At 58.9% G+C, this 17,696-nt stretch carries 19 protein-coding genes and 1 tRNA gene; 1 reads left to right on the top strand and 19 read right to left on the bottom strand.

Features of this window, described 5'->3' with window-relative positions:
* Window positions 1–29 precede the first annotated feature (29 nt).
* The 19 genes from nuoL to CPter91_RS09665 all read right to left on the bottom strand — a co-directional run bounded on the left by nuoL (window position 30) and on the right by CPter91_RS09665 (window position 16,689).
* A complete protein-coding gene (nuoL, locus tag CPter91_RS09755; protein WP_061939709.1) occupies window positions 30–2,126 on the bottom strand; it encodes an NADH-quinone oxidoreductase subunit L in 2,097 nt (698 codons plus the stop codon).
* A 79-nt stretch (window positions 2,127–2,205) separates the two neighbouring features.
* Entirely contained in the window at window positions 2,206–2,514 is a 309-nt protein-coding gene (nuoK, locus tag CPter91_RS09750) for an NADH-quinone oxidoreductase subunit NuoK (RefSeq protein WP_061939707.1), read from the bottom strand.
* 12 nt (window positions 2,515–2,526) lie between these two features.
* Window positions 2,527–3,192 (bottom strand): NADH-quinone oxidoreductase subunit J, encoded by a 666-nt coding sequence (locus tag CPter91_RS09745; RefSeq protein WP_061939705.1) that lies wholly within the window; start codon window positions 3,190–3,192, stop codon window positions 2,527–2,529.
* A gap of 161 nt (window positions 3,193–3,353) precedes the next feature.
* Window positions 3,354–3,842 (bottom strand): NADH-quinone oxidoreductase subunit NuoI, encoded by a 489-nt coding sequence (nuoI, locus tag CPter91_RS09740; protein WP_014005585.1) that lies wholly within the window; start codon window positions 3,840–3,842, stop codon window positions 3,354–3,356.
* Window positions 3,843–3,859: 17 nt separating this feature from the next.
* Entirely contained in the window at window positions 3,860–4,927 is a 1,068-nt protein-coding gene (nuoH, locus tag CPter91_RS09735) for an NADH-quinone oxidoreductase subunit NuoH (protein ID WP_061946056.1), read from the bottom strand.
* The gene (gene nuoG / locus CPter91_RS09730) at window positions 4,927–7,269 is read right to left on the bottom strand and encodes an NADH-quinone oxidoreductase subunit NuoG (RefSeq protein WP_061939703.1); all 2,343 of its coding nucleotides are present in this window, start codon (window positions 7,267–7,269) and stop codon (window positions 4,927–4,929) included. Before nuoG ends, nuoH begins: the two co-directional genes overlap by 1 nt.
* Before the next feature lie 134 nt (window positions 7,270–7,403).
* Window positions 7,404–8,699 (bottom strand): NADH-quinone oxidoreductase subunit NuoF, encoded by a 1,296-nt coding sequence (nuoF, locus tag CPter91_RS09725; RefSeq protein WP_061539687.1) that lies wholly within the window; start codon window positions 8,697–8,699, stop codon window positions 7,404–7,406.
* Window positions 8,696–9,175 (bottom strand): NADH-quinone oxidoreductase subunit NuoE, encoded by a 480-nt coding sequence (nuoE, locus tag CPter91_RS09720; protein ID WP_061939701.1) that lies wholly within the window; start codon window positions 9,173–9,175, stop codon window positions 8,696–8,698. Before nuoE ends, nuoF begins: the two co-directional genes overlap by 4 nt.
* 71 nt (window positions 9,176–9,246) lie before the next feature.
* Window positions 9,247–10,500: an NADH-quinone oxidoreductase subunit D gene (locus tag CPter91_RS09715; protein ID WP_061539686.1), complete on the bottom strand. Its 1,254-nt coding sequence runs from the start codon at window positions 10,498–10,500 to the stop codon at window positions 9,247–9,249.
* Between the two features lie 133 nt (window positions 10,501–10,633).
* The gene (locus tag CPter91_RS09710; protein WP_061939699.1) at window positions 10,634–11,227 is read right to left on the bottom strand and encodes an NADH-quinone oxidoreductase subunit C; all 594 of its coding nucleotides are present in this window, start codon (window positions 11,225–11,227) and stop codon (window positions 10,634–10,636) included.
* Between the two features lie 9 nt (window positions 11,228–11,236).
* A complete protein-coding gene (locus CPter91_RS09705; protein ID WP_014005578.1) occupies window positions 11,237–11,713 on the bottom strand; it encodes a NuoB/complex I 20 kDa subunit family protein in 477 nt (158 codons plus the stop codon).
* A gap of 3 nt (window positions 11,714–11,716) precedes the next feature.
* Entirely contained in the window at window positions 11,717–12,076 is a 360-nt protein-coding gene (locus CPter91_RS09700) for an NADH-quinone oxidoreductase subunit A (RefSeq protein WP_061946053.1), read from the bottom strand.
* Window positions 12,077–12,222: 146 nt separating this feature from the next.
* A tRNA-Leu gene (locus CPter91_RS09695) sits at window positions 12,223–12,307 on the bottom strand.
* A gap of 151 nt (window positions 12,308–12,458) precedes the next feature.
* Window positions 12,459–12,920: a preprotein translocase subunit SecG gene (secG, locus tag CPter91_RS09690; RefSeq protein ID WP_061939697.1), complete on the bottom strand. Its 462-nt coding sequence runs from the start codon at window positions 12,918–12,920 to the stop codon at window positions 12,459–12,461.
* 75 nt (window positions 12,921–12,995) lie between these two features.
* The gene (gene tpiA / locus CPter91_RS09685; RefSeq protein ID WP_082792746.1) at window positions 12,996–13,748 is read right to left on the bottom strand and encodes a triose-phosphate isomerase; all 753 of its coding nucleotides are present in this window, start codon (window positions 13,746–13,748) and stop codon (window positions 12,996–12,998) included.
* 169 nt (window positions 13,749–13,917) lie between these two features.
* Complete coding sequence (locus CPter91_RS09680) at window positions 13,918–14,922, bottom strand: threo-3-hydroxy-L-aspartate ammonia-lyase (RefSeq protein WP_061939693.1); 1,005 nt, start codon at window positions 14,920–14,922, stop codon at window positions 13,918–13,920.
* 50 nt (window positions 14,923–14,972) lie between these two features.
* Window positions 14,973–15,749, bottom strand: a complete 777-nt coding sequence (gene yaaA / locus CPter91_RS09675) for a peroxide stress protein YaaA (protein ID WP_061939691.1) — start codon at window positions 15,747–15,749, stop codon at window positions 14,973–14,975.
* Between the two features lie 74 nt (window positions 15,750–15,823).
* Complete coding sequence (locus CPter91_RS09670) at window positions 15,824–16,078, bottom strand: transcriptional regulator (protein WP_335340121.1); 255 nt, start codon at window positions 16,076–16,078, stop codon at window positions 15,824–15,826.
* 101 nt (window positions 16,079–16,179) lie between these two features.
* Window positions 16,180–16,689, bottom strand: coding sequence for a GNAT family N-acetyltransferase (locus CPter91_RS09665; protein WP_061939687.1), 510 nt, complete (start codon window positions 16,687–16,689; stop codon window positions 16,180–16,182).
* Window positions 16,690–16,793: 104 nt separating this feature from the next.
* On the opposite strand from CPter91_RS09665, the gene CPter91_RS09660 reads away from it, so the two are divergent.
* A complete protein-coding gene (locus tag CPter91_RS09660; protein WP_061939685.1) occupies window positions 16,794–17,678 on the top strand; it encodes a type 1 glutamine amidotransferase domain-containing protein in 885 nt (294 codons plus the stop codon).
* Window positions 17,679–17,696 lie beyond the last annotated feature (18 nt).

Here is a 17,696-nt window from a genome sequence, read left to right as displayed (position 1 = left end):
GCTGAGTTTGCCGGGCTTGCTTTAGCAGCTTATTTGAACGGATACGGCATGAACCAAACCAGGAAACCCAGCACGCCGATGATCATCACGAATGCATAGTGATAGATATAGCCGGATTGCCAGAGACGGGTAATCTTCGAGAACCAGTTGACTGCCTTGGCGCTGCCGTTGACGATCAGGCCATCGATCAGACCGCGGTCGCCGGCATTCCACAAGCCGCGACCCAGCATGCGGGCGCCGCCGGCAAAGACCACGTCGTTGAACTTGTCCATATAATATTTGTTGTCGAGCAGCGTGAAGATCGGACCGCACTTCTGCTTGATCGCCGCCGGCAGGCGCGGGTTGACCATATAGCAGTAATAAGCCGCAGCGACGCCGGCGATCGCCAGCCACAGCGGCGCCGAGCTGAACGCGTGCGCCACCATGCCGACCGGGCCGTGGAAGTCTGCGCGCAGCTCTTCCATAGCATGGTGCGCTTCGTTGACGAAAATCACGTCCTTGAAGAAGCTGCCGAACAGCATAGGTTCGATGGCGAAGAAACCGATGACAGCGGATGGAATCGCCAGCAGGATCAGCGGCAGCGTCACCACCCAAGGCGACTCGTGCGGCTTCTGGCCTGGGGCCAGGCCGTGATGCTCGTGCTCTTCTTCGGCTTCGTCATGATGGGCGTCATGGCCATCGTGGGCGGCATGTGCGTCGTTAGCCGCATGCGCCGGCGCATGGTGGCCGTGGTCATCGTGCGCCTTGCCGAAACGTTCTTCGCCATGGAACACCATGAAGTACATGCGGAAGGAATAGAAGGCTGTCACGAAAACGCTGGCCAGCACGGCGAAGTAAGCGAAGCCGGAACCGAACAGGGTCGACGCATGCGCTGCTTCGATGATGCTGTCCTTCGAATAGAAGCCGGAGAAGAACGGTGTGCCGATCAGGGCCAGCGAACCAACCAGCGACGTGATCCAGGTGATCGGCATGTATTTACGCAAGCCGCCCATGTTGCGCATGTCCTGGTCGTGGTGCAGCCCAATGATCACGGAACCGGCGCCAAGGAACAGCAATGCCTTGAAGAAAGCGTGCGTCATCAGGTGGAACACGGCTACCGAATAAGCCGAAGCGCCCAGCGCCACGGTCATGTAGCCCAGCTGCGACAGCGTCGAGTAAGCAACCACGCGCTTGATGTCGGTCTGGATCACGCCGAGGAAGCCCATGAACAGCGCGGTAATCGAACCGATGATCAGGATGAAGGACAAGGCGGTGTCGGACAGCTCGAACAGTGGCGACATGCGGGTCACCATGAAGATGCCGGCGGTGACCATGGTCGCCGCGTGGATCAATGCCGAAATCGGGGTCGGGCCTTCCATCGAATCCGGCAGCCAGACGTGCAGCGGGAATTGCGCCGACTTACCCATGGCGCCGATGAACAGGCAGATACAGGCCACGGTCAGCAGCATCCAGTCGCTGCCCGGCAAAGTCAGCTGCGCCAGCATGCCCTTTTGCGCGAATACTTCGGTGTAGTTCATGGAGCCGGAATACGCCAGCAGCAAGCCGATGCCGAGGATGAAGCCGAAGTCGCCCACGCGGTTGACCAGGAAGGCTTTCATGTTGGCGAAAATCGCTGTCGGACGGGTGTACCAGAAACCGATCAGCAGGTAAGACACCAGGCCCACCGCTTCCCAGCCGAAGAACAGCTGCAGGAAGTTGTTGCTCATGACCAGCATCAGCATCGAGAAGGTGAACAGGGAGATGTAGGCAAAGAAGCGGTTATAGCCTTCGTCGTCCTTCATGTAGCCGATGGTGTAGATATGCACCATGAGCGAGACAAAGGTCACCACGCACATCATCATCGCGGTCAGGCTGTCGACCAGGAAGCCGACTTCCAGCTTGATGCCGCCGACCGTCATCCAGGTGTACAAGGTGCCGTTGAACGTGGCGCCGTCGATCACCTGCAGCAAGGTCTGCACGGAAATGATCAGGGCAATCAGCACGCCCAGGATCGTCACCGTATGCGAGGTCTTGCGACCGACCAGATTGCCGAAGAATTTGGTACCGAATAAGCCCGCGATCGCAGCACCAGCCAGGGGTGCCAACGGTACGGCAAGAAGTAATTGTGGGTTAAGTTGCCCCGCCATGATGAACCTTATCTTTATTCGTTATTTGTTGTCTGCGTATTCTTCACCTGCCCTGCCATAAGCCGGCCGGGCAAACGTCTTAGCCCTTAAGGCTATCCAGATCTTCCACGTTGATGGTGTCCAGGTTACGGAACAGCGCCACCAGAATGGCCAAGCCGATCGCCGCTTCAGCGGCTGCTACAGTAAGGATGAAGAAAACGAAAATCTGCCCTGCCGCATCACCCAGGTAATACGAAAAGGCGATGAAGTTCATGTTCACCGCCAGCAGCATCAATTCGATTGCCATCAGCAATACGATGAGGTTCTTGCGGTTCAGAAAAATGCCGACGATGCCGATCGAGAACAGGATCGCACCGAGAATCAGGTAGTGAGCGAGCGAAAGTACCATGTTGCGTCCTTGTTATTTTTGTGGAGCTGGCGGCGCAGCCGGATTGACCGGAGCAAGCGGCACGGCAGGCGCGATCGGATCCATCTTGGCTTCCGATTTCATCTTGACGATGCGCACGCGGTCGGTGCTCTTGACCTTGACTGCAGCCGACGGCGCGAAATACTTGCTGTCCTTGCGGCGGCGCAGGGTCAGCGCAACCGCAGCCACGATCGCTACCAGCAGGATCACGGCGGCGATTTCAAAGGCGTACACATATTCGGTGTAGATCAGCTTGCCCAGTTCCTTGGTGTTGCCGATGTTGGCGGAAATCGCCGGCACATCGGCGTCGCCGCCCTGGAAGCCGTGGAAAATCACGCCAGCCATTTCCAGCACGATGATGGTGCCGACCGTGGCCCCTAGCGGGAAGTAGCCCCAGAATCCCTCTCGCATCTTCTCGAGATTGACATCCAGCATCATCACCACGAACAGGAACAGCACCATCACGGCGCCGACATACACCAGCACCAGCACGATCGACAGGAATTCGGCTTTGAGCAGCATCCAGATACCGGCCGCGGAGAAGAACGCCAGCACCAGGAACAGTGCGGAGTGCACCGGATTGCGGGCGGTGATAACGCGCAAGGCGGCCAGCACCAGCACCACCGAAAACGCATAAAAAAGAAAGGTCTTAAATTCCATAATGGCCCAGAAAGTCGGCTAAAAAAACTTCATCAATTACTAGAGCAACCCTTACTGACTAACAGCGTCATTCCCGCGCACGCGGGAACCCATTTTACCGACCTACCGCAACATGGATTCCCCACCTTGGTGCCCGCGTCCGCGGGGATGACGCCTAGTCATTAGCGATATGCAGCATCCGCTGCGCGTGCCGCAGCAATTTCAGGTTCGTAGCGATCGCCTACGGCCAGCAGCATTTCCTTGGTGTAGTACAGATCGCCGCGCTTTTCACCGTGGTATTCCAGGATGTGGGTCTCGACGATCGAATCGACCGGGCAAGACTCTTCGCAGAAACCGCAGAAAATGCATTTGGTCAGATCGATGTCGTAGCGCGTGGTGCGGCGCGAACCGTCGGCACGCTGTTCCGATTCAATCGTGATGGCCATCGCCGGGCAAACTGCTTCACACAGTTTGCAGGCGATGCAGCGCTCTTCGCCGTTCGGGTAGCGGCGCAGCGCGTGCAGGCCGCGGAAACGCGGCGACTGCGGCGTCTTCTCTTCCGGGAACAGTACCGTAATCTTGCGTGCAAACAGGTAGCGCCCGGTCAGGCGCAATCCCTTGAGCAGCTCCAGCAGCATCAGACTGCCGAAAAAATCCTTGATGGCTTCCATTTACTCTATACCTTCCATTACTTCCAGATATTCCATGGACTTTGAATCCAGGCTGCGACGATCACCAGATACACGAGGATCAGGGGAATGAATACTTTCCAGCCCAGGCGCATGATCTGGTCATAGCGATAACGCGGGAACGAAGCACGCACCCAGATGAACACCGACAGCATGAAGAAGGTCTTCGCGCCGAGCCAGATCCAGCCTGGGATCCAGTCCAGCATCGCCAGCGGCGAGGCCCAGCCGCCCATGAACAGCAGCGCTGTCAGGATCGACACCAGGATCATGTTGGCGTATTCGGCCAGGAAGAACATCGCGAACGACATGCCCGAGTATTCGATCATGTGGCCGGCCACGATTTCCGATTCGCCTTCCACCACGTCGAACGGATGACGGTTGGTTTCGGCAATACCGGAGATGAAATAGATCAGGAACACAGGCAGCAGCGACAGCCAGTTCCAGGACAGGAAGCCGACGCCGTGATCGAAGAAATAGCCCTTGCTCTGCGCATTGACGATATCGATCAGGTTCAGGCTGCCCGACACCATCAGCACGATCACCAGCGCGAAGCCCATCGAGATTTCGTAGGACACCATCTGCGCCGAAGCGCGCATCGCGCCGAGGAAAGCGTACTTGGAGTTGGAAGCCCAGCCGGCGATGATCACGCCGTAGACTTCCATCGACGTAATGGCCATCACGAACAGCAGGCCGGCGTTGACGTTGGCCAGCACGGTTTCCGGACCGAAAGGCACCACCGCCCAGGCCGCCAGGGCCGGCATGATGGTCATGATCGGTGCGATGAAGAACAGGACCTTGTTGGCGCGCGTCGGGACGGTGACTTCCTTCAGCAGCAGCTTGACGGCATCGGCGATCGGCTGCAACAGGCCGGCCGGACCGACGCGGTTAGGACCGACGCGGATATGCATCCAGCCGATCAGCTTGCGCTCCCAGTAAGTCATGTAAGCCACGCACAGCAGCAGCGGCACCAGCACGACGATGATCTTGATCAGGTTCCAGACCAGGGGCCAGAGGCCGCCGAGAACGTCGGCGCCGGTGGCGTTGATGGCGGCGATGAAATGATCCATCATGCTTTCTCCACTACGATAGAACCAAACATCGCGCCCAAGGCTGCGGTCGAGGCATGCGAAGCGGCTACCCGCACCACATTTTCCGGCAAGGAAGCGTCAATCGCTGCCAGCAGCGATGCACTACCCTGCCCTTGCTTGACAGTCACGCGGTCGCCGCCGGCGATGTCCAGCTTGGCTGCCAGCGCTGCCGGCAACCATGCTTGCGGCGCCTGGCCGTCGATGGTTTCCTGCAGCGATGCCGCGCGCCGCACTACGGCGTCGCCAAAATAGATAGGCACGTCTGCAATGCGTTCAAGCGCGCCATTGACGGCTTGCGCTACAGCCTGCGGCTGCAGGTCGCTGATATTGTTCAAACCGGACGCCAGCTTGGCCGCAGCGACTTCACCGGTGCCCAGCACTTCGTCGCGAATTGCTTCCGATGTGTCGTAGTCGAAGCCTGGCAAGCCCAGCAGGTTGCCCAGCACGCGCAATACTTTCCATGCCGGACGCGCATCGCCAGCCGGACGCACGGTGCCGTTGAAACTCTGGGCACGGCCTTCGCAGTTGACGAAGGTCCCAGAAGTTTCGGTGAACGGCGCGATCGGCAGCAGCACGTCGGCGTAATCGGCGCCGTGCTTGTAGGCCGACAGCGTAACAACCATTTCAGCTTGCTTCAAAGCGGCAACTGCGACTTGCGGGTCGAAGCTATCCAACTCCGGCTCGGCGTTCAGCAACACATAAGCTTTGTGCGGTTGCGTAAAGATCTGCTGCGCGTTGCGGCCCTTGCCGGGTGCAGGCAAAGCGTTGGCCCAGTAGCCGCCGACGGTGTTGCCAGCCTCTGTCAGGTAGCCGAATTTGGCGTCGGTCTGCTGCGCGATCCATTGCGCCACAGCGTGCAATTGCGAAGCTTGCGGATGCTGCGCCGCTGCGTTGCCCAGCAAGACTGCCTTGGCGTCGCCCGACAACAGGCTGGCTGCGGTCTGCTTGGCTTCAGCCGATGGCTCGACATTCTCGAGTCCGGCCGGCGCCGCCACGCTCTTGGCTTGCGCCACGGCGACAGCGACCTGGCCCAGCGCCGCCAGCCAGGCTGACGGTGCGGCGATGATCTTGTTAGCCACCGGCATCAGCAGATCGTCGTCAGTGGCGTGCAGGATGCTCAGCTTGGCGCCGCGCTTGACGCTCAGACGCATGCGCGCCGACAGCAAAGGATGATCCTTGCGGAAGAAAGAACCGATGATGAAGGCACGGTTCAGCTGCGCGAATTCATTGATCGACATGCCCAGCCATGGCGTGACCTTGCCATCCAGTGCGAAATCGGACTGGCGCAGGCGGAAATCGATGTTTTCGGAACCCAGGCCGCGCACTACTTTTTGCAGCAGCGACAGTTCTTCCAGGGTCGAATATGGCGTGCCGACAGCGGCAATCGCATCGGCGCCATGCTCGTGGCGGATGTTGCGCAAGCCGTGCGCCACATATTCCAGCGCGGTCTGCCATTCGACTTCCTGCCACTTGCCGTCTTGCTTGAGCATCGGCTTGGTCAGACGCTCGGCGCTGTTCAAGCCTTCGTAGGCGAAGCGATCCTTGTCCGACAGCCAGCATTCGTTGACGTCATTGTTTTCCAGCGGCAGTACGCGCATCACTTTGCCGGACTTGACTTGCACCACCAGGTTGGCGCCCAGGCCATCATGCGGGCTGACCGATTTGCGGCGCGACAATTCCCAGGTACGGGCGCTGTAGCGGAACGGTTTCGAGGTCAGCGCGCCGACCGGGCACAGGTCGATCATGTTGCCCGACAATTCGGAATTGACGGTCTTGCCGACGAAGGTAGTGATCTCGGAGTGTTCACCGCGGCCAACCATGCCGAACTCCATCACGCCGGCGATTTCCTGGCCGAAGCGGACACAGCGGGTGCACTGGATGCAACGGCTCATTTCCCGCATGGAGATCAGCGGACCGGCGTCTTTCGGCGCCACTACACGCTTCTCTTCTTCGTAGCGGGAAGACGATTTGCCGTAGCCGACCGCCAAGTCCTGCAACTGGCACTCGCCGCCCTGGTCGCAGATCGGGCAATCCAGCGGGTGGTTGATCAGCAGGAATTCCATCACGCTCTTTTGCGCGGTAGTGGCCTTGTCGCTGGCGGTACGCACGATCATGCCGGCGGTCACCGGCGTGGCGCAGGCCGGCAGGGCCTTCGGTGCTTTTTCCACCTCGACCAGACACATGCGGCAGTTGGCCGCGATGGAGAGTTTTTTGTGATAGCAGAAATGAGGAATGTAGGTGCCAATCTTGTTGGCAGCATCCATTACCATGCTGCCCTCTTGGACTTCCACTTTCTTGCCGTCTATTTCGATTTCAACCATGGCTTCTATTTTTCCTGCCTAAATATTTTGGTAGGGTGGGCACCCGTGCCCACGCATGAACCAACTCGCAATGCCAATCTCTGCACCAATGTTGCATTCCGCGTGGGCACAAAAACGTGCCCACCCTACATGGCTTAAACGTATGCCGGCACCAAGCAATGCTTATGCTCGATGTGATATTCAAATTCTTCGCGATAATTCTTGAGGAAACCGCGCACCGGCATCGCTGCCGCATCGCCGAGCGCACAGATGGTGCGGCCCATGATGTTGCCGGCAACCGTGTCCAGCAGATCCATGTCTTCCGGACGACCGTGCCCTGTCTCGATGCGATGCACCAGGCGGTACAGCCAGCCCGTGCCTTCGCGGCATGGCGTGCACTGGCCGCAGGATTCTTCAAAATAGAAGTAGGACAGGCGCAGCAGCGATTTCACCATGCAGCGCGTTTCGTCCATCACGATCACGGCGCCGGAACCCAGCATCGAGCCGGCCTTGGCGATCGAATCGTAATCGAGGTCGGTATCCATCATGACGTCGCCCTTGATCACCGGCGCGGACGAACCGCCTGGGATCACGGCTTTGATCTTTTTACCGCCACGCATGCCGCCGGCCAGTTCCATCAGCTTGGCGAACGGCGTACCAAGCGGCACTTCGTAATTGCCAGGCCGTTCGACGTCGCCCGAGATCGAGAAGATCTTTGTGCCGCCGTTGTTCGGCTTGCCCAGCGCCGCATAGGCTTCGCCGCCCATGTTCAGCAGGAACGGCACCGCGGCGAAAGTCTCGGTGTTGTTGATGGTGGTCGGCTTGCCGTACAGGCCGAAGCTGGCAGGGAAAGGCGGCTTGAAGCGCGGCTGGCCCTTCTTGCCTTCCAGCGATTCCAGCAAGGCGGTTTCTTCGCCGCAGATGTAGGCGCCGTAGCCGTGGAATGCATGCAGCTGGAAATTGAATTCGCTGCCGAAAATCTTGTCGCCCAAGGCGCCGGCGGCGCGCGCCTCTTCCAGCGCTTCTTCAAAGCGCTCGTAGCCAGACCAGATTTCACCGTGGATGTAGTTGTAGCCGACCGTGATGCCCATGGCGTAAGCGCCGATGGCCATGCCTTCGATCAGCGAATGCGGGTTGTAGCGGATGATGTCGCGGTCTTTGAATGTGCCCGGCTCGCCTTCGTCGGTGTTGCAGACCAGGTACTTCTGGCCTGGAAACTGGCGCGGCATGAAGCTCCACTTCAGGCCGGTCGGAAAACCGGCGCCGCCGCGGCCGCGCAGCGAACCGGCTTTCAGTTCGGCGATGACTTGTTCCGGCGTGATTTTTTCAGACAGAATGCGCTTGAGGGCGGTATAGCCGCCGCGCTTGACGTAATCGGCGTAGTGCCAGTTGTTGCCGTCCAGGTCAGCCAGGATCAGCGGGTTGATGTGACGATTGTGCAGGCTGGTCATTTTTTCAGTTCCTCGATCAAGCCGTCAATCTTTTCGTTCGACATCCAGCTACACATGCGTTTGTTATTCACCAGCAGCACCGGCGCATCGCCGCAAGCGCCCATGCATTCGCCTTCCACCAGCGTGAACTGGCCGTCGGCCGTGGTTTCGCGGAAACCGATGCCGAGCTTGTGCTTCAGATGCTCTGCAGCGCGCTCGCCGCCGGACAACTGGCATGGCAGGTTGGTGCAGATGCTGATCTTGTGCTTGCCGACCGGCTTCGTGTTGTACATATTGTAAAAGGTCGCGACTTCCTGCACCGCGATCGCCGGCATGCCCAGGTAGTCTGCGACATCCTGCATGGTTTCCGGCGCCAGCCAGCCCTTTTCGTCTTGCGCAATCGCCAGCGCGGCCATCACCGCCGACTGTTTCTGGTCGGCGGGGAATTTCGCGACTTCGCGATCGATCTTTTTGTATGTATCTTGACTTAACAGCATGTGTTGGCCATTCGTGCGCGGTGCTTTGCGCGAGTAGTGTTTAGTAATAACTGCGTTTGTTTCTGGCAGCCTTAGCGGTCAATTTCACCGAACACGATGTCTTGCGTACCGATGATGGTGACGGCATCGGCGATCATGTGGCCCTTGGCCATTTCGTTCAACCCCTGCAGATGCGGGAAGCCAGGTGCACGGATCTTCAGACGGTAAGGTTTGTTGGCTCCATCGGACACGATGTAGACGCCGAACTCGCCCTTCGGATGTTCGACCGCGGCATACGCTTCGCCCGGCGGCACATGGAAACCTTCAGTGAACAGCTTGAAGTGATGGATCAGCTCTTCCATGTTCGATTTCATGTCGACCCGCGACGACGGCGCAACCTTGTGGTTGGTGGTCATCACCGGACCGCTGTTGTTGCGCAGCCATTCTACGCATTGCTTGATGATCCGGTTGGACTGGCGCATTTCTTCCACGCGCACCAGGTAACGGTCATAGCAGTCGCCATTCTTGCCGACCGGGATATCGAAGTCCAGCAAGTCGTACACTTCGTACGGCTGCTTCTTGCGCAGATCCCACTCGACGCCGGAACCGCGCAGCATGGCGCCGGTAAAGCCCATGGCCTTGGCGCGCTCTGGCGACACCACGCCGATGCCGACCAGGCGCTGTTTCCAGATGCGGTTGTCGGTCAGCAGGGTTTCGTATTCGTCGACGTATTTCGGGAAACGCACGGTGAAGTCTTCGATGAAATCCAGCAGGGAACCCTGGCGGTTTTCATTGAGCGCGCTGATCGCCTTGGCGTTGCGCACCAGCGATGCCTTGTGCTGCGGCATGGTGTCCGGCAGGTCGCGGTAGACGCCGCCGGGACGGTAGTAAGCGGCATGCATGCGGGCGCCGGAAACGGCTTCGTAGCAATCCATCAGGTCTTCGCGTTCGCGGAATGCATACAGCAGCACCGCCATCGCACCGACGTCCAGCGCATGCGCGCCGATCCACATCAAGTGGTTCAGCAGACGCGTGATCTCATCGAACATGACGCGGATGTACTGGGCGCGCAGCGGCACTTCCAGACCCAGCAGGCGTTCGATCGCCATCACGTAGCCGTGCTCGTTGCACATCATCGACACGTAGTCGAGGCGGTCCATGTAGGGTACGGATTGCAGATAGGTCTTCTGTTCCGCCAGCTTTTCGGTGCCACGGTGCAGCAGGCCGATATGCGGGTCGGCACGCTGGATCACTTCACCGTCCAGTTCCAGCACCAGGCGCAAAACGCCGTGTGCGGCCGGATGCTGCGGGCCGAAGTTCAGCGTGTAGTTCTTGATTTCTGCCATTATTTCAGCCAGTCATTAATTAGGGTCAGAGTCAAATTGTTTTGCAACCGTCATCGCCGCCTCAAACTTCCATCTTAGTCAGTAGAGGACAGAGTAATTCGCCGCACGGCGGCGGCTCTTAAACTCTGTCCCGCTATTTTGCATATTGTTCTTCACGAATCACCCGCGGCGTGATTTCGCGCGGATCGATCGTTACGGGTTGATAAATTACGCGCTTCTGCTCGGCGTCGTAGCGCATTTCGACATAGCCGGACACCGGAAAGTCCTTGCGGAAAGGATGGCCGATGAAGCCATAGTCGGTCAGGATGCGGCGCAAGTCGTTGTGGCCTTCGAACAGGATGCCGAAGAAGTCGAATGCTTCACGCTCGTACCAATTTGCCGACGCCCAGATATCGGTCACCGAAGCCAGCACCGGCATGTCGTCGTCCGGCGCGAACACGCGCACCCGCAGGCGCCAGTTGTGCTCGATCGACAGCAGATGGGACACCGCGGCAAAGCGCGCACCATCCCAGGCGCCGTCGCCGTAGGTCGAATAATCGACGCCGCAGAGGTCGATCAGCTCTTCAAAACGGGTATCGGCGTGATCGCGCAGGACGCGCATCGCCGACAGGTAGTTGGCAGCCTTGACGATGATGGTGATCTCGCCGAAGGCCACGGTCAGGCTTTGCAGGTCGTCGCCAAGCGCATTGCGCACGGCGGCTTCCAGGGTTTCCAGTTTGGTCGTCATGGTGCTCTCTTAGCGCGCAATCGTATTGGTGCGGCGAATCTTGTTTTGCAACTGGATGATGCCGTACAACAGTGCTTCAGCAGTCGGCGGGCAGCCCGGGACATAGATATCCACCGGCACGATGCGGTCGCAGCCGCGCACCACCGAATACGAGTAATGATAGTAGCCGCCGCCGTTGGCGCAGGAACCCATCGAAATCACCCAGCGCGGTTCCGGCATCTGGTCGTACACCTTGCGCAGGGCCGGCGCCATCTTGTTGCACAGCGTGCCGGCCACGATCATGACGTCGGACTGACGTGGCGACGGACGGAAGATTACACCAAAACGGTCCATGTCGTAGCGCGAGGCGCCGGCATGCATCATCTCGACGGCACAGCAGGCCAGACCGAATGTCATCGGCCACAGCGAGCCGGTACGAGTCCAGTTGATCAGCTTGTCAGCAGTAGTGGTGACAAAGCCTTCGTTCAATACGCCTTCAATAGACATGACTTACTCCCAATCCAGAGCGCCGCGTTTCCAGATGTACCAGAAGCCCACCGCGAATTCGGCGATAAACACCATCATCGTGACAAAGCCCTGCCATCCGAGGTCGCGCATGGCAACCCCCCACGGGAAGAAAAAAGCGGTTTCCAGATCGAACAAAATGAACAAAATGGCGACAAGGTAGTAACGCACATCGAACTTCATGCGCGCATCTTCGAATGCTTCAAAGCCGCATTCGTAAGGAGATGTTTTTTGGGAATCAGGCCGATGCGGCCCAAGAATCCGACCCAGCAATTGCGGTGCAACACCTACCGCGATACCGATCAGAATAAACAGCAGGACGGGAAAGTAATTTTCGAGGTTCACGATTATGCGCCAGTAGTTCAAACGATTAGCAGAATGATTTGCGGATCTGATGTATCAGACCTGACGCCCCCAATCCAGCAAACCACACTACAAGTTCCTCGACAAAAAGCCAGCGCAGGGGCAACCGTTGCTGGCCTCGTATTCTTTGGTGCCGACGGCGAGACTCGAACTCGCACAGCTTTCGCCACTACCCCCTCAAGATAGCGTGTCTACCAGTTTCACCACGTCGGCATAAGCGCGTATTTTAACCTGATTTACTACTTTTGTTCAATGCACAATCGGATTAAAAGTCAGCAATTTCACTCTAGAACAGCTACTAATTTACTGCAGGGAGAGGATTTCGCCGCAATGCGGCAAATCCTACTCTATTTTGACTATTTTCTTACTTAGGAATCTGGTTCGACTGGGCACTGCCGGTCGCTGGCGCAGGCACCGAAGCAGCCGCGCTGGCCGAGCCGGAAGCAGCCGCAGGCGCAGGTGCAACTGCAGGCGCCGAAGTTCCTGGAATTGCTGCATCAGCCGCCGCTGCCGGAGCAGATGCCGCTGGCGCTGCCGGTGCGGTAGCCGCAGGCAGGTTATCCATCACGCCGCCGGTAGCGACCGAACGGTGATTACCCAGATATACCAGAGCCAGGGTGGCGATGAAGAACAGCGCCGCTGCTGCGCCGGTCGACTTCGACAGGAAATTCGAAGAACCAGTAGCGCCGAACAGACTGCCGGAAGCGCCGGAGCCGAAAGCGGCGCCCATATCGGCGCCCTTGCCATGCTGCAGCAGCACCAGGCCGATAATCGTCAACGCCGACAACACCTGAACGATGACAATGATATTGAATACTGTGTTCATTTAATGACTTCCAAGGAGAGTTGATTCTTTAATTTTTACTAGAACTGGATACTGGATTATTGCGCACAAAATTCGTTACTGCCGAGCGGCTGCTGCAATCGCCAGGAAATCGGCTGCCTTCAAGGCCGCGCCGCCGATCAGGCCGCCGTCGATATCCGCCATGGCCAGCAGTTCGACAGCATTGTCCGGCTTCATGCTGCCGCCATACAAAATCTTTACTTCAGCCGCCGCTGCGGAATTCTTCCCGGCCAGCTTGGCGCGCAAGGCCAGATGCACATCCTGCGCCATTTGCGGCGTGGCCGTCTTGCCGGTACCGATCGCCCAGACCGGCTCGTAGGCCACTACCATCTTGCCTACCTGCGCCGCATCCAGCACATCCAGCACTGCCTGCAGCTGACGACCAACCACCGCATCGGTCTGCCCAGCCTCGCGCTCGCTCAAGGTCTCGCCGACGCAGACGATAGGCGTCACGCCTGCCTGCACGGCGCGCAAAGCCTTCTGCGCGACCGCTTCATCCGTCTCGCCATGATAAGCACGGCGCTCGGAATGACCGACGATGGCGTAGCGGCATGCAAAATCCTGCAACATGCTGACCGCGACTTCACCAGTATACGCGCCTGCTGCATGCGCCGACACATCCTGGCTGCCCAGAGCGATTGCCGTTCCGGCAAGTTCAGCCTGGCATTGCGCAAGGTAAGGCGCCGGCACGCACAGGGCCACATCGCAAACCGCGGACGCCATGCCAGCCTTGATTTCCGCCAGCAAAGCAGCGTTGGCAACCAGACTGCCGTTCATTTTCCAGTTACCCGCTACAAGTTGACGACGCATATTTGGCAAGGCCCAGGTTTTCAATAACCCGGCATTCTAACGCGTCGGGGGGAAAGCGGTCAAACCGGCAAGAAATGTTTACCGATTGAAACTTGCTCGCCCAGCACCGCATGGAAGCGCAAGTCGCCATCTCAATATTTCTTTTCAACAATAAACCAGACCGACGATATCAGGAAAACACTTTCGCAGCAGCAACAGAACGTGAGAAAAGTTCCATGTCGACATTGCCGCCGCTCACGATCACCCCTACCTTCGCCCCGGCGTACTCGATTGCCTTGTGCATCACGGCGGCAGCGGCCAGGCAGCCGGCCGGTTCGACCACGATCTTCATGCGTTCGGCAAAGAAGCGCATTTGCGTGCGCAACTGGTCGTCGCTGACGGTCAGGATATCTTTTACATAGGCTTGCAGGATGGGCAAGACCAGCTCGCCGATATGCTGTGTCTGGGCGCCATCGGCGATGGTGTCGGGCACCGGGATATGAACAATGTTGCCGCTTCGCAAAGATTGCTGCGCATCGTTACCGGCTTCAGGCTCAACCCCGTACACGATGCAATCCGGCGACAAGTGCGCGGCAGCGATGGCGCAGCCGGACAGCAGGCCGCCACCGCCGGTGCAGACAAACAGATAATCGAGCGGCCCGACGGCATCGAACAATTCTTTCGCCACAGTACCTTGCCCGGCGATCACGTCACGGTGGTCATAGGCTGGAATCACGGCGCAGCCGCGTTCCGCCGACAGCCGCGCGGCGATCACTTCACGGTCTTCGCGCTCGCGGTCGTACAAAATGATTTCGGCGCCGTATTCGCGGGTGGCCGCCAGCTTCATCGCCGGCGCATTGCTCGGCATGACGATGGTGGCGTGCACGCCCAGCATGCGCGCCGCCAGCGCTATGCCCTGGGCGTGATTGCCGGATGAAAAAGCCACCACACCCTGCTGCTTCTGCTCTTCGCTGAGGCAGCTGATGGCGTTATAGGCGCCGCGGAACTTGAAGGCGCCGACGCGCTGGAAATTCTCGCACTTGAAAAAAATGCTGGCGTCGGCATGACTGTCAGCCTGGCTCGAGGTCAGCACCGGCGTCTTGTAGGCGATGCCTTCCAGGCGTTTGGCTGCAGCCGCGATGTCGTTATAAGTGACAGCAAGTGCAGCACGTCCAGCAAGTTCAGTGGCAGCCATTTTTCATCCTTTTACATGTGAGCCTGCAATGCGCGCCAGGCGCTTGACTCTTACTCCGCCAGACGGCGCCGGAACATCCAGCGGCCGCCGTCGGAATCCTGTGGAATGTATTGATAGCCGCCGAGATCGAAGGCTTTCAGTTTTTCGGCATCGGTGATCTTGTTGAGCGCGGCGTAGCGTGCCATCAGTCCGCGCGCGCGCTTGGCGTAGAAGGAAATGATCTTATACTTGCCGTTCTTCCAATCCTCGAACACCGGCGTCACAATGCTTGCATCCAGCACCGCAGGCCGCACCACCTTGAAATACTCTTCCGACGCCAGATTGACCAGCGTGCGCGCCTTTTGCTGGCTGATCTGGCGGTTGAGCGCCTGGGTCACGGTATCACCCCAGAACGCATACAGGTTCTTGCCGCGCGGGTTGGCCAGGCTGGTGCCCATTTCCAGCCGGTAGGGCTGCATCCGGTCCAGCGGCCGCAGCACGCCATACAGGCCAGACAGGATCCGGATCCGGCTCTGCGCATAATTCAGCTGAGCGGTGTTCAGTGATGCGGCGTCCAGGCCTTCGTAGACATCGCCGTTGAACGCCATGATGGCTTGCTTCGAATTAGCGGCGGTGAACTGCTTCGACCACGAAGCGAAGCGCGCGGTATTGAGCTGGGCCAGCGGATCGGAAATTTTCATCATGCTGCCGATCTGGTCCGGCGACAGCTGCTGCAGGACGCTGATCAGCTCGGCGGAATGATCGATGAAGTCGGGGGTGGTGTGGGTTGCTGTCTTGCTGGGAGTGCTGTAATCGAGGGATTTTGCGGGCGACAAGACAATCAGCATTGTGGAGATCCAAAAGAAAAGCAGAAGAATGTCCAGCATGATACCGAAACAATGCCAACGCCGCTGGCGGCGTCTCAGCCGAAAGCGCCCTGCTGCAGATCGCGCTCGAATTCAGCTACCCAGGTGGAGCCGTCGCCGATCGGATACTGTTTTTTTCGTCCGCTGGATTTTCTGCTGACGGTCACAAAACCGGTGAGCGCGAAGATCTCGTCAGTCTTGGGATCGGTGGTATCGACTTCGTGTAGCTCGAAATCCTCGGCGGCCAGATGCTGCGCCTGCAAGATTGCGTAGAAATCGCTCTTTTCATCTGGATCGATCAGCTTCATCATGCCTCCTGAAGTATCGTCATCGAATTCCCACCTTAGCACAGCCAGGCGCGGCACAGATATCCCGCCAGGATTATTGGATTATCAACATCAATCCGGCGCCATCAGAATTGATACGCAAACAGCTTGGTCTCGGAACCGTCGTCCTTCAGCTTCAGCACTTTTTCAAAGCGCAGTCCCATCTTCTCCAGCAGCTTGATCGATGCATAATTATCCGGCGAGGTAATGGCTACCACTCGCTGCAGGCCGCAGGTAGCGTTGGCATGCTTCAGCACAGCAGAAGCTGCTTCGTAGGCATAGCCCTTGCCCCAGAACTCCGGCAGGAAGGCGTAGCCGATATCGACATCGTCCAGGGTTTCGCGCTTGATCAGGCCGCAAATACCGACCGGCAGCCCACCCTCTTTCAGTTCCGTCATATAGAAGCTGAAGCCATCACGCTGCTGCGCTACCACCGGGCCGCTCAGGATCGCAGCCCGCGCCGCTTCCACCGTGCGGATGCCGCGGTCGCCGATAAACCGCAGCCAGGCCGGCTGGGTCACCAGCTGCAGGTAAAACTCGGCGTCGTCGCCGTTCAAGGTGCGCAAGATCAAGCGTTCCGTTTCTAGAATTTTCATCGCGGTGGTGTCCCCTGGGTGAATATTTGCCTGTAGCATGGCAGCATAAGCAAACGTCGATTGCTTGTCTAGCGCACGCCCATACCTAATTCAAAGAACCTGCAATGATCCCGGCCCCGCGCATCGTCCTGATCCCTATTCCCAACCTGGATTTCGATCCCAGCGAAGTCGCGGTTTCGTGGCGCATCCTGACGGCGCGCGGACATCGCGTGCTGTTCGCCACGCCGGACGGCCGCCCCGCCGCTGCCGATCCGCTGATGCTGTCGGGCGAGGGCCTGGACTTGTGGGGATGGATCCCGCTGTTCAAGAAAGTAAAACTGCTGGGCCTGGCGCTGCGCGCAAACAGCGCCGCCCGCGCCGACTACGCCGCACTGCAAAGCGATCGCGCGTTTCAAGCGCCGCTCAGCTACGCCGAACTGCAGCTGCCCGATTACGACGGCCTGCTGCTGCCGGGCGGCCATCGGGCACGCGGCATGCTGGCTTATCTGGAGAGCCAGCCTTTGCAGGATTTCACCGGCGCCTTCTTCGACAGCGGCAAGCCGGTGGCGGCCATCTGCCACGGCGTCGTGCTGGCCGCGCGCAGCCGCTCGCCGCGCAGCGGTAAATCGGCATTGTACGGACGCAAGACCACGGCGCTGACCTGGAAGCTGGAACGGAGCGCCTGGAAGCTGATGAGATTTTGCGGTCGTTTCTGGGATCCGGCCTATTACCGCACATATGGCGAACAAGGCGGCGAAGCGGCTGGCTACCGCAGCGTGCAGGCCGAGGTCAGCCGCGCCCTGGCCCAGCCGGGCGACTTCCTCGACGCCAGTCCGGCCGCGCCACATTTCTTTCGAAAAAGCAGCGGCCTGTTCCGCGACAGCGCCGGCGACAGCCGACCGGCTTTCGTGGTCACGGACGGCAATTACGTCTCGGCCCGCTGGCCTGGCGACGTCCATCTGTTTGCCAAGACCTTCGCCGAATTGCTGGAAACCGGCTCCGGCCGATGAGGCGCAGGGTAAAATGCG

It is taken from the genome of Collimonas pratensis (assembly GCF_001584185.1).
GTDB lineage: Bacteria > Pseudomonadota > Gammaproteobacteria > Burkholderiales > Burkholderiaceae_D > Collimonas > Collimonas pratensis.
This window is presented reverse-complemented; position numbering and strand designations above follow the sequence as displayed.